Origin of the sequence: Pseudomonas idahonensis, from assembly GCF_037903935.1 — a bacterium.
GTDB lineage: Bacteria > Pseudomonadota > Gammaproteobacteria > Pseudomonadales > Pseudomonadaceae > Aquipseudomonas > Aquipseudomonas danubii.
This window is the reverse complement of record NZ_CP149586.1, coordinates 312472-324808: the sequence shown is the minus strand read 5'-3', so window position 1 is coordinate 324808 and position 12337 is coordinate 312472. Positions and strand designations below refer to the sequence as shown.

Genomic DNA, 12337 nt, shown 5'->3' with positions numbered 1-12337 from the left:
GCGTTCATGCTCATGCTGGAAAGGCTCCGCGCTGGCTCAGCAGGTCGCGGGTCAGGTACAGCGCGGCCAGGGCCCGGCCTTCGCTGAATTGAGGATTCTGCGCCAGGCTGGCCAGCTCGCGCAGGTTGATCTTGTCGACCCGCATCGGCTCCGGCTCATCGCCCTCCAGGCGCTCTTCATACAAATCGGTGGCCAATACCACCTGGATCTTCTGGCTCATGTAGCCCGGGGACAACGACAGCTCGGTCAGATGCTCCAGTTGCCGCGCGCCAAACCCGGCTTCTTCCTTGAGTTCACGTTCGGCCGCCGCCAGCACATCTTCTCCCGGCTCGATCAGGCCTTTGGGCAGTGACAGTTCGTAGGCGTCGGTGCCGCCGCAATACTCCTCCACCAGCACCGCATGCTCGGCATCGAGCATGGCCACGATCATCACCGCGCCATAACCCGCCCCTTTGCCCACCAGGCGCTCATAGGTGCGCTCGACGCCATTGGAAAACCGCAACTGCACCTCTTCGACACAGAACAGACGACTGGTGGCGACGATCTCGCGGGCGAGTACAGTGGGTTTCTGGCGCATAGCGGGCTCCTTGGCGATAGCGGGTTACTATACAGGCTGTTTTCTTACCGCTGGAGAAGTGTTCAATGGCCCTGCTGCCCTGGTGCGATATCGATACCGTCCTGCTGGATATGGACGGCACCCTGCTGGACCTGCACTACGACAACCACTTCTGGATGGAACACTTGCCCCAGCGTTACGCCGAATTGCACGGGGTCAGCCGGACCATGGCCGAGCTGGAACTGCAACCGCTGTTCGAACGCAACGCCGGCCAGTTGCAGTGGTATTGCCTGGATTTCTGGAGTACCGAGCTCAAACTCTCGGTGCGTGAGCTGAAGCTGGAGACGGCTCACCTGATCGCCCTGCGACCGGATGCCGACACCTTTCTCGCGGCGATCAAGAAGGCCGGCAAGCGGGTGATCCTGATCACCAACGCTCATCGTGATTCCTTGTCATTGAAGCTGGAGCGGATCGAGCTGGCGCCTTACTTCGAGCGCCTGATCAGTTCCCACGACTACGGGTTCCCCAAGGAGAATCCACAGTTCTGGGATGCACTGCAGGCCGATATTCAGTTCGATCCGGCCCGCAGCCTGTTTATCGACGACACCCTGCCGATTCTGCGCAGCGCGCGGGATTTCGGCGTAGCGCAGTTGCTCGCGGTGAGCCAGCCGGACAGCCGCAAAGGGCCGAAGGATACGGCGGAGTTCGCGGCGGTGGGAGATTACCGGGAACTGATCGAAGGGCTGTGAAAGCCTTCGCGGGCGATCCCGCTCCGGCACTGGGAGCGGCATCGCCGGCGAAGAGGGTCGATCATTCAGGGATGCGCAACACCTGGCCCGGGTAGATCTTGTCCGGGTGGGACAGCAGCGGCTTGTTGGCCTCGAAGATCTTGTTGTACTTGTTGGCGTCACCGTATTGCACCTTGGCGATGGCGCTCAGGGTATCGCCCTTCTTCACGGTGACGAACACCGCAGAAACCACCACGGGACCGGTCACCGTAATCTGGTCCTCGACACTGCTGACACCGGCGATGTTGCCCAGGGCCAGAAGGATTTTTTCCTTCTCTTCCTGGCTCGCCACTTCACCGCTGACGATCACCTTGTCGCCTTCCACCGTGGCATGGACATTGGGATTGCCCAGGCCGACCTTTTCGATGTGCTCCTTGAGCTGCTCGCTGGCATTGGCATTGCCCGGGGTCAGCAGGTCGATCAGTTTTTCACCGGCTTCTTTCACAAAGCTGAAAATGCTCATGTCGCACACTCCTTGGTTGATAGATCCAGACGCGAAAGACTAGACCAGCCTGGAACAATGAGGTTCCCGGGCGACCAATGACCCAAGGCCCAGCCACCACGGTAGAATCCCGGCCTTTTGCCGCTCCGGAGCGAAGATGGACCTCAAGCAGCTGAAATTCCTCATCGCCCTCGACGAAACCCGCCACTTCGGCCAGGCCGCCGCGCGCTGCCATATCACCCAGCCAACCCTGTCCATGCGCCTGCGCAGCCTCGAGGAAGAACTCGACCTGCCCCTGGTCAACCGTGGCCAGCGTTTCGAAGGCTTTACCGCCCCCGGCGAACGGGTGCTGGCCTGGGCCCGCAGCGTGATGACCGCCTATGACGGCTTGCTGGCAGAGGCCGCCGCGTGCCGGGGCAATCTGGTGGGCACCCTGCGCCTGGGGGTGGTGCCGCTGTCGAGCTTCGACCCTCTGCCGTTGATGCAGCGCCTGCATGCCGAACACCCGAACCTGCGCTTCGAACTCTCGTCCCTGAGCTCGGAGCAGATCCTCGAACAGTTGGCGAGCAATCGTCTGGACCTGGGCGTGTCCTACCTGGATCGCCTGGACAGCGAGCACTTCGACTTCCTGACCCTGGACCCGACCCACATGGGCCTGCTCTATGACCAGCGGTATTTCAGCTTCGGCGAACAGCCCTTGAGCTGGGAGGCGCTGATCGAGTTGCCCCTGGGCCTGCTCACCAGCGGCATGCACTTTCGCCAGTCCATCGACCACCACTTCCACATTCGCGGGCTGCAGCCGCAACCGGTACTGCAGACCGATGCCGTCCATCAATTACTGCGCATGGTCCACGGCGGCCTGTGCTGCGCAGTGATGCCCCTGGACAGCGGCCTGGAGATCGTCACCGAACACTTGCGCCTGCATCCCATCGCCGACGCCCAGACCCTGGCCCGCCTGGGCCTGATCATGCGCCGCAGCGCGCCGCGCTCGGCCCTGGCGCAAGCCTGCTTTACCCTCTACCAGGAATCCTTCAGCCCTTCTTGATCGACGCCATCTATCAATAGATCAGTACTAGCAATTAGACGCGACACAATGCCGCGCTTAGTCTTGGGACCCGATGGCCGCTGGTCCCTCATTCAATGCCAGCCCCGGCAACTCCCGCACCCGCGCTCGACGCCAGCCAGACCCACTGCGACCTTGAGCGCCCGCTAGCGGATGACACCAGCCAGGCCGCGCAAGGGCCGCGTCATCACCGCCTCAACCCTGCCCACCTGCCGCAGAACCGTGCGCCGCGGGTCCACAGCCCCGCGATGGAGAACCCCTGTGAGTACACACAACCAAGCCGATCAGACACCCGTTGCCCGCTACAAGCCTTACAAGGGCCCGGCCGGTGGCTGGGGTGCCCTGATCAGCGTGGCCCAGGCCTGGCTGACCAGCGACAACGCCCTGAAGAACATCCGCATGATGCTCAAGACCAACCAGAACGGCGGCTTCGACTGCCCGGGCTGCGCCTGGGGCGATTCGCCGGAAAGCGGCATGGTCAAATTCTGCGAGAACGGCGCCAAGGCGGTGAACTGGGAAGCCACCAAGCGCCGGGTAGACGCGGCCTTCTTCGCCAAGCACAGCGTCACCTCCCTGCTGGAACAAAGTGATTACTGGCTGGAGTACCAGGGCCGGCTGACCGAGCCGATGCGCTACAACGCCGAAACCGACCGCTACCAACCCATCAGCTGGGAAAACGCCTTCAGCCTGATCGCCCAGCACCTGCACAACCTGCCCAGCCCGGACATGGCCGAGTTCTATACCTCGGGCCGGGCCAGCAACGAAGCGGCGTACCTGTATCAACTGTTCGTCCGCGCCTACGGCACCAACAACTTCCCCGACTGTTCGAACATGTGCCACGAGGCCAGCGGCGTAGCCCTGGCGCAAAGCGTCGGGGTCGGCAAAGGCACCGTGACCTTCGACGATTTCGAACATGCGGACGCGATTTTCGTCTGGGGCCAGAACCCCGGCACCAACCACCCGCGGATGCTCGAACCGCTGCGCGAAGCGGTGAAACGCGGCGCCCAAGTGGTGTGCATCAACCCGCTGAAAGAGCGTGGCTTGGAACGCTTCCAGCACCCGCAGAACCCGCTCGAAATGCTCACCAACGGCAATCGCCCGACCAACACCGCCTACTTCCGCCCGGCCCTGGGCGGCGACATGGCGCTGCTGCGCGGCATGGCCAAGTTCCTCCTGCAATGGGAACGCGATGCGCAGAAAGCCGGCGCAGAATCGGTGTTCGACCACGACTTCCTCAATGCCCACACCGCCCACGTCCTCGATTACCTGGGCACCCTCGACGACACCCCCTGGGAGCAGATCGTCGAGCAGTCCGGCCTGACCCTGGTGGAAATCGAGCAGGCAGCGCGCATGTACGCCAAGGGCAAGAACGTGATCATGTGCTGGGCCATGGGCATCACCCAGCACCGCCACTCGGTGCCGACCATCCAGGAAATCGCCAACCTGATGCTGCTGCGGGGCAACGTCGGCAAGCCCGGCGCAGGACTGTGCCCGGTGCGTGGCCACAGCAACGTGCAGGGCGACCGCACCATGGGCATCAACGAGCGCCCGCCGGTGGCCTTCCTCGATGCCCTGGAGCGGCGCTTCCAGTTCAAAGTGCCGCGCGACAACGGCCACAACGTGGTCGAGGCGATCCACGCCATGCTCGAAGGCCGCTCCAAGGTGTTCATCGGCCTGGGCGGCAACTTTGCCCAGGCCACCCCGGACAGCCCGCGGACCTTCCAGGCCCTGAGCAATTGCGACCTCACCGTGCAGATCAGCACCAAGCTCAACCGCAGCCACCTGGCCCACGGCAAGGACGCGCTGATCCTGCCGTGCCTGGGTCGCACCGACATCGACCTGCAGGCCGGCGGCCCGCAAGCGGTGACCGTGGAAGACTCCTTCAGCATGGTCCACGCCTCCAACGGCCAATTGCAGCCACTGTCGGCGCAGATGCGCTCCGAGCCGTGGATCGTCGCGGGCATCGCTGCCGCGACCCTGGGCAGCCAGCCGGTGGACTGGAACTGGCTGGCGGCGGATTACGGGCGTATCCGCGACCTGATCGCCGATACCATTCCCGGCTTCAAGGACTTCAATGAACGACTCAAGCACCCGGGCGGTTTCTACCTGGGCAACAGCGCCGGTTCGCGCCAGTGGAACACCCCTTCGGGTCGGGCCAATTTCCGCGCCAACCTGCTGCCCAAGGACCTGATCCACGAACGCACCCGGGCCACCGGCCAACTGCCGGATCTGATCCTGCAGTCCATGCGTTCCCACGATCAGTACAACACCACCATCTACGGCCTCGATGACCGCTACCGCGGGGTCAAGGGCCAGCGCGACGTGCTCTTCGCCAACGAAGCGGACATCATCCGCCTGGGCTTCAAGCCGGGGCAGAAAGCCGACATCGTTTCCCTGTGGGATGACGGCCGCGAGCGTCGGGTCAAGGACTTCACCTTGCTGGCCTTCGACATCCCGGCCGGCCAGGCTGCAGCCTACTACCCGGAAGTGAACCCGCTGGTGCCCCTGGAAAGCACCGGCGATGGCAGCCACACCCCAACGTCCAAGTTCATCGCCATCCGCCTTGAGGCGGCCAGCGACAACGGCCTGATCATGGCTCGCTCGGCCTGATTCATGAGTTGAGGGCCTCTGCGCTGGCAAGCCAGCTCCTACAGTTAGCGCGTGAATCGTAGGAGCCGGCTTGCCGGCGAAAGCCGCTGCGCAGCCTTGAACCGCAGGCACAAAAAAGGCCGCTTTGTTAACAAAGCGGCCATTCCGAAGTAGCTAAAGACCGGCGAAATTCACTTAAGTTCCGCAATAAAAACAGTAAGTTACGAGATTGTGTACAACTCGTGCTATTCGTCGGATTTCGTTTGTAAGCGGCGTTGCCCGGCCTCAGGATCGCGCCGTCATCCCTTTGAGGCTCCTGTATGAAGTTCTCCTCGATTCTCTTGTTGTCCCTTGGCCTGGTCAGCGGCGTTGCCTCTGCCGGTGGCACCGTTGAAGCTGGTGTGGGCGGCGCATTGGGTGGGGTTCTAGGCTCGGTGGTCGGTCAGCAGATCGGCGGCAACACCGGTTCGGCCATTGGTGCGGCCCTGGGCGGTGCCGGCGGTAGCGCGGTGGGTGCGGACAAACGCAGCCGTGGCCAGGCAGCCATTGGTGGCGCCCTGGGCGCAGCCGGCGGCAACGTGGTAGGCCGCAGCATGGGCGGCAATACCGGCAGTCTGATCGGCGCCGCGGCAGGCGGTGGCGCCGGCGGTGCACTGGGCAACTACATGGGCAACGAAAGCGCCCGGGAAGATCGCGACTACCGTGGTCGCGATGACCGCCGCTACTACCGCGACGGCCACCGTGGCCGTGGCCATGCCTACGGGCATCGCAAGCACCGTCACTATCGCGACTGACCCCCCGCCCTGTAGCCGCTGCCGCAGGCTGCGCACGAGGCCGCAGGTCTCGCCAAGCCAGGCGCTGCGGTGGGTCAGTTGCCCCGTGGATTCAGGTTTGGCGTCTCCTGCGGAGCCGATCGCAGCCTTCGGCAGCGGCTACAAGTGCCAGTGCCGGGGTTGAGATCGAGTATCGAAGTTCACGCCAGCAGCAGGCGCTCCAGAGCCGCTCGCAATGCGGGCGGAATCGGCACCGGCTGGTTCGACCGCCGATCCACGAATACATGGACGAAACGGCCAGCCGCACAGGCATCCGCCTCTCCCGCCTTGAACACCGCCAGCTCGTACTGCACCGAACTGTTGCCCAGCTTGCCGACCCGCAGGCCGATCTCGATACGTTCGGGAAAGGCGATGGACGCAAAGTAGTCGCAGGCCGAGCTGACCACGAATCCCACCACCTCGCCATCATGGATATCCAGGCCGCCCTGTTCGATCAGGTAGGTGTTCACCGCCGTGTCGAAGAAGCTGTAGTAGGTGACGTTATTCACATGGCCGTAGACGTCGTTGTCGTGCCAGCGGGTGATGATCGGCTGGAAGTGGCGATAGTCGCCACGTTGCGGCATAGGCTCGGACATCGGGGCTCTCTCCCTTGGATTGAAGGCCGGACGATCGGTTGATCGCCCGGCATTTCACAGCAGACAGCCAAGCCTGGGCAAACCCTTTTGCGTCCATTGCTCCAGTGGCTTGTCAGGCGGCCAGATGAGCCTCGCACCACTCACGCACGGCAGCGTATGGATAGTCCTCCAGTGCCGCGAACCCGGGAATGCTGCGGGCCTTGAGCTTGGTGAACAAAGGCACGCTGAGGCCGCAGAGAAAACGCGTCAGCCGCTCTGCTCCCGGCACATCGCCGGTGTGTTGCTGATGGCTGTGGATAAAATCGCCACACAACCCGTTGAAGTTTTTATCCACAAGCGCGGGCAACGCGGGTGGCTCCGGCAGTCGTGCCACCTGGCCGTGACAGACCGAGCAATGCCCACAACGCTGGGGCGCCTGATCGTCACCAAAATACTGCGCCAGGCGTTGCCCCAGGCACTGCTCGGTGGCGAACAGGTCGAGCATGGCGTGAATCCGCGCTATTTCGCTGCCTTCGTGCCGGGTGAAATAAGCATGCAGATCAGTGCTCAAGGCAGCGGCATCGAAGTCGGTTTGCAGCAGGCTGTAGACCTCGGTCATCTGCTTGCTTTCCAGCTCCACCCAACCCTTCTCCTGGAAATAATCCAGGGCCTTGACCACCCGGTTGCGCGGCGCCTGGTACTGCTCGTAGAGCGCGTCGAAATTCACCGTGGCCCAGGTCCGGGCCCGGCTGGAGGTGTTGATGATGGCCTGGACAAAGTCCCGGCGCTCGCCTTCGAAACGCGCCAGCAAGGCCTCGGGTTCCAGCAGCAACTTGAAGCGGTACTCGGCGAAGTAGGCATAGCGTGGGGCGATCAGGCCCCGCAGTTCCAACTGCACCAACAGGGTCTTGAGCGGCAACTGGCGGATGTTGCTCTGGTCCGCCAGGGGCCCGAGCAGGAACTCCCATTGTCCTTCCGCCACCGAGGCCTGCAGTTCATCCAGCACACAGCGGATGCCGCTCAACTCCGGGGTGTCGCCATAGACGAAGTTCTCCAGCACGTTGAGGCTGTCGCGGTTGGCCAGCACCAGGCAGTCCGAAGGCTGGCCGTCGCGCCCGGCGCGGCCGATCTCCTGGCTGTAGTTCTCGATGGACTTGGGCAGATCGAAGTGCACCACGTTACGGATGTCGCTCTTGTCGATGCCCATGCCGAAGGCGATTGTCGCGACGATGTAGTTACTGCGCCCTTCCATGAACCGGCGCTGGATCGACTCGCGCTGCTCGTGGGGCAGACCGGCGTGGTAGGCCTCGGCGGCGATACCCTGGCGGCTCAAGTGCTCGGCGATCTGTTCGGCGGTCTTTTGCAGGGTCACGTAGACAATGCTTGGCTGCCCGGCCCGTTCACCCATCCACTGCACCAGGCGCCGGCGCTTGTCCGCGCCGCGCACCGGCTCCACCAGCAGGTTGAGGTTGGGCCGGTAGAAGCCGGTGGTCACCACGTCGGCAGCATCAATGGCGAACTTGGCCTGCATATCGGCGATCACCTTGGGCGTCGCCGTGGCCGTCAGCAGCAGGGCCTGGGGAATGTTGAACTGGCGCTGGTAGTCCGGCAGTTTCAGGTAGTCGGGACGGAAGTTGTGGCCCCATTCGGAGATGCAGTGGGCCTCGTCCACCACCAGCAGGGAGATGGGCACCTGCTGCAAGAAATTGCGGAAGCGCTCGTTCTTCAAACGCTCCACCGAGATCATCAGGATCTTCAGTTCACCGGAGCGGGCCCGGGCCATGACGTCATTGGCTGCATCGCGGCTCTGGGCCGAGTCAATGCTGGCGGCGGCAATGCCATGACGCTGGAGAAAGGCCAACTGATCCTGCATCAACGCCAGCAGCGGCGAGACCACCAGGGTCAGGTGCGGCAGCAGCAAGGCCGGCAATTGGTAGCACAGGGACTTACCGGAGCCGGTGGGAAAGATCGCCGCCGCCGAGCGCCCAGCCAGCACCGCACTGACTGCGGCCTCCTGACCCGGACGAAACTGTGGATAACCGAAGACCTGTTCGAGGGTGCTGTGCATAAGGGTCACTCCTTTGACCGCTGACCTGTCCTTGAAGACTAGCGGCACAGGTCGGCGGTTCGAGAAAAGGTCGCAGGAAAACAGATACCGGATGATACCGGGCGGGAGCACTTTCACCGGTAAGCCGGCTCCTACCCAGGAGTCGGCTGGCCGACGATAGGGAGCCTAGGCCTAGCGCAAGGTTCGGCAGTCCAGCCATCGCACACCATTGTGCCGATTGGCCTCAAGCAGTGCCGGCACCGCCTGGGCGGCCTTGGCGTGGGTGTCATGGAACAGGATGATGCCGCGCCGCCAGAGCAGCATCAGGGTCTGCACCCGCTGGGCTGCGGCTGCGGCGCTGACCTTTTTGCTCCAGTCCTGGGAGTCGATGTTCCACAGCATCAGTTGCAGCCCCTGGGCCTTGAAGAAGTCGGCACTGTCAGCGCGTCGCTGCCCATAGGGCGGACGAAACAGCGGCTGGTATTCATCCGCCAGAGTGCGGTTGGCCAGGTTTGCGCTGTGGATCACCGAATGCTGCCACTCGCTCCACGAGGCGTGGGATTTGTGTTCCCAACCGTGTACGCCCACACACTGGCCATCGTACAACTGGCGCATCTGCCCTGCCGAAGATTGACTCAGGCGCGCCTGAAACGAGTCCCCCAGAACAAAGAACAGGCTATGCAGATCCTTGGATCGCAGCACATCGATCAGTTGATCGGTATGCCCACCCCGCAGGCTCGGCCCGTCATCGAAGGTCAGCAGAAACTCCCGGTCCGCCAGCTCGTCCCCCAGGCGTTCCGTCGGCCCCATGCGCTGGATCTCGCTGCTGACCACGGTGAACAGCGCCGCCAGGCGCAGTTGCTCGTTCAGGTACTGCTGATGAAACCGGGTGCTGGCCTCGGCCCACGCCCCATAAGTGGATTTACTCTCCCCGGTAAAACTGGCCACCAGTTGCCGCAGCTCACCGAGATTGCGTACAGGGAGGCAGAACGGCGTACCTTCACAGTCCCGGCTGGCCAAGCGGTAGTTGTTCAACAGCAACTCCCAGAAGCGCTGGCGCACCTGATTCACTGACTTCAGATCCAGTTGCCTGACTCCTAGCCGCTGCTTCAAGGCTTGTTCGTCCAAGGCTTCGCTGGCCAGCAGCGCTTTGCCGAACATCAGAATCTCGCCCCGTGAGGCGGTGTCGAATTCCGCCGTGCTGGTCAGGGCATTCGGCCAGCCACTGCGGTCGATGGTGGCGAACACCTGCGGCCCGGCCGCCCGGGCCACGCCGCTGGACAGACACAGCGCCAGCAGCCAGGGGAGAACACCAATTCGCATACCAACCTCCATAAATGCACAACGCGCCACTGTCGGCGCGTTGTGGAGATAACTTCTGCCTGTGTGATCAGCGGTTTTGCAGCCGCTCAATGGCCTTGTCATACACCGGGTTGGCCTTTTGTTCCCGGGCTTTGTGGTAGTGCTCAAGCGCCATGGCCAACTGCCCGGCGTCTTCATAGATGCGCGCCATGTCGTAGTAGGCACTGGCGCGAATGGTCGATGCGGCCGGGCCACTGGCCAGGGCGATGGCCTTGCGGTCCGCGGCTATGGCGTCGTCGGGGCGGCTGTTCTTGCGATTGGCCAGGGCCAGGTTGCTGTAGGCCTGGGCAAAGCCCGGGTCGAGCTCGATGGCTTCGCTGTAGAGGATCCGCGCCCCGCCGAAATCACCCTTGCGGTAGGACTCCTCGCCCTTAAGGTTGAGGCTCTTGGCATCCACCGGCCCGAAGTCCGCGCCCACCACTTCATCGATGGACTTGGCATTTTCCAGCAGCGGGTCGAGCACGCTCATGACCGATTCCGGCTCCTCGCTGCCTAGCAGCAGCCGATTGATATCCTGCAGGCGGCCATCGGCGGTCAGGCGAAACACCACCCACAGATTGCCCTTGCGGTTCTGCGGCACGCGGTAGCTGCGGATCAGCGCAGCGCCTTTATAGACAAAGACCCGCGCCTGGCTGCGGCCCAGGCGCAACGCTTCGTAACTGGTGCTGTTGGTGAAGTCGTGCACGGCAAAAACGTAGGCGTCGCCCGGCACACGCTGGTCGATGGTGATGGTTTCCGGCCGGCTGCTGTCACTGCTGTCCGATTCCAGGCGAGCTCCGGGTCCCTTGCCGGTGGCGAAGTACAACAGCTTGTGGGGATAACTCAGATGGGCATCGAGGTCCTCCCCCGGCGCGCTCCAGCTCAGCACTATTCGCAGGCTTTCCGGGTTGTCCAGCAGCGGACTCAGGGCGTAATTCAACCCCTGGCACGGGCACTTGACCCGCAGGTCGGCGTAGCCAGCTTTACGGATCAGCAACTCACTGGCCGGCGAATCGGCCACCTGGGCCGTCAGGGTGACCCGGCCCTGGGCATCGGTGCTGCCTGCAACCTGAGTCGCGCCCTGTTGCACCTGCACCTGGGCATCGGCCAGCGGCGCGCCCTTGGCCAGCGCATCCAGCACCTGGATCGACAGCGCCTGAGCCTGTACCGAGCTCGCCAGCATCCCTAGCCACAACAGCGCCGCAAGGCGAAAAAAAGCCATAACAAAATCCCTGTAGATAAGGGTGACCGGGCCTCTGCCCCGGCCCACCAGCCAGCGGCGAACCATACACAGTTTTGCCCGCCAATGCTCGGTCCAACCAGGGAAATACCGGGCAAAAAAACAGTGCCGATCTCTCGAAATGGCCCGCTGGCGCAACCACTTGGTGACTTGCAACTCAGCCGGAGAATCACCGTACACTCCACCTTCTCAAACGCCGCAAGTGAACTCCGATCATGCAACTGGCCCCCGGCTTTCCCGACGACGCCACCATGCGCCAACTGCTGCAGTTGCTGCATGAAGAAATCGGCCTGCCCGAGCGCAAGACCCTGCGCCTGAGCACCGCCATCAACCTCGACCTGGGCTGCGACGGCGCCGACGCCCGGCATTTGCTGCAGGCCCTGGAGGAGCAGTTCGGCATCGATTTTGTCGACTTCGACAGCTATCGCTACTTCCAGCCAGAAGGCTTCGACCCATTTCAGAAACGCCGGGCCAAGGGCCGGGGCGACAAGGTGCCGCTGACCATCGGCATGCTGTACCAGGCGATCAGGCAACAGCGCTGGGACACCCAGGTGCTGGAAGCGCTCTAACTGCGCAACCATGGCTTCATGCTCGAACCCGGGCGCGGCTGGCGCCTGTCCCCGGCCTACGACATGAACCCCTGCGCCCACGCCAACGGGCTGAAACTCAACATCAGCGAAGCCGACAATGCACTGGACCTTGAACTGGCACGGGAAGTAGCGGCATATTTCCGCCTCGGTCGTGCAGAGGCAGAAGGCATCATCGAACACTGCCAGAGCGTGGTTCGCCAATGGCCCACCCTGGCCCAGGCCCTGGGGCTGTCCCGGCGTGAACAAGAACGCATGGCCCCGGCGTTTCGACTCGCACAGCAGTAAACAGCACGG

Annotated in this window: 11 protein-coding genes and 1 pseudogene; 6 read left to right on the top strand and 6 right to left on the bottom strand. The window is 63.2% G+C overall.

Translation table 11 applies throughout. From position 1 onward, the window contains the following. Nucleotides 1–10: 10 nt before the first annotated feature. Nucleotides 11–577, bottom strand: coding sequence for an ADP compounds hydrolase NudE (gene nudE, locus WIN67_RS01485; protein WP_060837055.1), 567 nt, complete (start codon nt 575–577; stop codon nt 11–13). Between the two features lie 65 nt (nt 578–642). Here nudE and yrfG point away from each other — a divergent pair, with 65 nt between their 5' ends. After that, nucleotides 643–1305 (top strand): GMP/IMP nucleotidase, encoded by a 663-nt coding sequence (yrfG, locus tag WIN67_RS01480; protein WP_102862673.1) that lies wholly within the window; start codon nt 643–645, stop codon nt 1303–1305. A 61-nt stretch (nt 1306–1366) separates the two neighbouring features. On the opposite strand, the gene lysM is transcribed toward yrfG, so the two are convergent. Next, nucleotides 1367–1807, bottom strand: coding sequence for a peptidoglycan-binding protein LysM (lysM, locus tag WIN67_RS01475; RefSeq protein WP_102862672.1), 441 nt, complete (start codon nt 1805–1807; stop codon nt 1367–1369). A gap of 136 nt (nt 1808–1943) precedes the next feature. Here lysM and WIN67_RS01470 point away from each other — a divergent pair, with 136 nt between their 5' ends. From WIN67_RS01470 to WIN67_RS01460, 3 genes are all read left to right on the top strand, one after another. After that, nucleotides 1944–2831 carry a LysR family transcriptional regulator gene (locus WIN67_RS01470; protein ID WP_102862671.1) on the top strand — a complete coding sequence of 296 codons (888 nt, stop codon included), beginning with the start codon at nt 1944–1946 and terminating at the stop codon, nt 2829–2831. A gap of 279 nt (nt 2832–3110) precedes the next feature. Next, the gene (locus WIN67_RS01465; protein WP_339070531.1) at nt 3111–5459 is read left to right on the top strand and encodes an FdhF/YdeP family oxidoreductase; all 2349 of its coding nucleotides are present in this window, start codon (nt 3111–3113) and stop codon (nt 5457–5459) included. Nucleotides 5460–5758: 299 nt separating this feature from the next. Then, the gene (locus WIN67_RS01460; RefSeq protein WP_102862669.1) at nt 5759–6232 is read left to right on the top strand and encodes a YMGG-like glycine zipper-containing protein; all 474 of its coding nucleotides are present in this window, start codon (nt 5759–5761) and stop codon (nt 6230–6232) included. Nucleotides 6233–6411: 179 nt separating this feature from the next. Here WIN67_RS01460 and WIN67_RS01455 read toward each other — a convergent pair whose 3' ends face one another. From WIN67_RS01455 to WIN67_RS01440, 4 genes are all read right to left on the bottom strand, one after another. Beyond that, complete coding sequence (locus tag WIN67_RS01455) at nt 6412–6846, bottom strand: acyl-CoA thioesterase (RefSeq protein ID WP_102862668.1); 435 nt, start codon at nt 6844–6846, stop codon at nt 6412–6414. Between the two features lie 112 nt (nt 6847–6958). Beyond that, nucleotides 6959–8893, bottom strand: a complete 1935-nt coding sequence (locus tag WIN67_RS01450; RefSeq protein ID WP_339070530.1) for an ATP-dependent DNA helicase RecQ — start codon at nt 8891–8893, stop codon at nt 6959–6961. A gap of 171 nt (nt 8894–9064) precedes the next feature. Then, nucleotides 9065–10195, bottom strand: coding sequence for a polysaccharide deacetylase family protein (locus tag WIN67_RS01445; protein WP_339070529.1), 1131 nt, complete (start codon nt 10193–10195; stop codon nt 9065–9067). A 67-nt stretch (nt 10196–10262) separates the two neighbouring features. Then, complete coding sequence (locus tag WIN67_RS01440; protein ID WP_339070528.1) at nt 10263–11435, bottom strand: YfaP family protein; 1173 nt, start codon at nt 11433–11435, stop codon at nt 10263–10265. 233 nt (nt 11436–11668) lie between these two features. Here WIN67_RS01440 and WIN67_RS01435 point away from each other — a divergent pair, with 233 nt between their 5' ends. Continuing rightward, the gene (locus WIN67_RS01435) at nt 11669–12022 is read left to right on the top strand and encodes a DUF1493 family protein (protein ID WP_253164219.1); all 354 of its coding nucleotides are present in this window, start codon (nt 11669–11671) and stop codon (nt 12020–12022) included. Continuing rightward, a pseudogene (locus WIN67_RS01430) lies at nt 12023–12328 on the top strand (HipA domain-containing protein); the annotation flags it as partial. It lies immediately after the preceding gene. Nucleotides 12329–12337: the final 9 nt, after the last annotated feature.

Bases quoted from the DNA above. Each gene is read 5' to 3' on its own strand.
- WIN67_RS01455 (WP_102862668.1), bottom strand. From the start codon at position 6,846: ATGTCCGAGCCTATGCCGCAACGTGGCGACTATCGCCACTTCCAGCCG.
- WIN67_RS01470 (WP_102862671.1), top strand. From the start codon at position 1,944: ATGGACCTCAAGCAGCTGAAATTCCTCATCGCCCTCGACGAAACCCGC.
- WIN67_RS01445 (WP_339070529.1), bottom strand. From the start codon at position 10,195: ATGCGAATTGGTGTTCTCCCCTGGCTGCTGGCGCTGTGTCTGTCCAGC.
- WIN67_RS01450 (WP_339070530.1), bottom strand. From the start codon at position 8,893: ATGCACAGCACCCTCGAACAGGTCTTCGGTTATCCACAGTTTCGTCCG.
- lysM (WP_102862672.1), bottom strand. From the start codon at position 1,807: ATGAGCATTTTCAGCTTTGTGAAAGAAGCCGGTGAAAAACTGATCGAC.
- WIN67_RS01435 (WP_253164219.1), top strand. From the start codon at position 11,669: ATGCAACTGGCCCCCGGCTTTCCCGACGACGCCACCATGCGCCAACTG.
- WIN67_RS01460 (WP_102862669.1), top strand. From the start codon at position 5,759: ATGAAGTTCTCCTCGATTCTCTTGTTGTCCCTTGGCCTGGTCAGCGGC.
- nudE (WP_060837055.1), bottom strand. From the start codon at position 577: ATGCGCCAGAAACCCACTGTACTCGCCCGCGAGATCGTCGCCACCAGT.
- WIN67_RS01440 (WP_339070528.1), bottom strand. From the start codon at position 11,435: ATGGCTTTTTTTCGCCTTGCGGCGCTGTTGTGGCTAGGGATGCTGGCG.
- yrfG (WP_102862673.1), top strand. From the start codon at position 643: ATGGCCCTGCTGCCCTGGTGCGATATCGATACCGTCCTGCTGGATATG.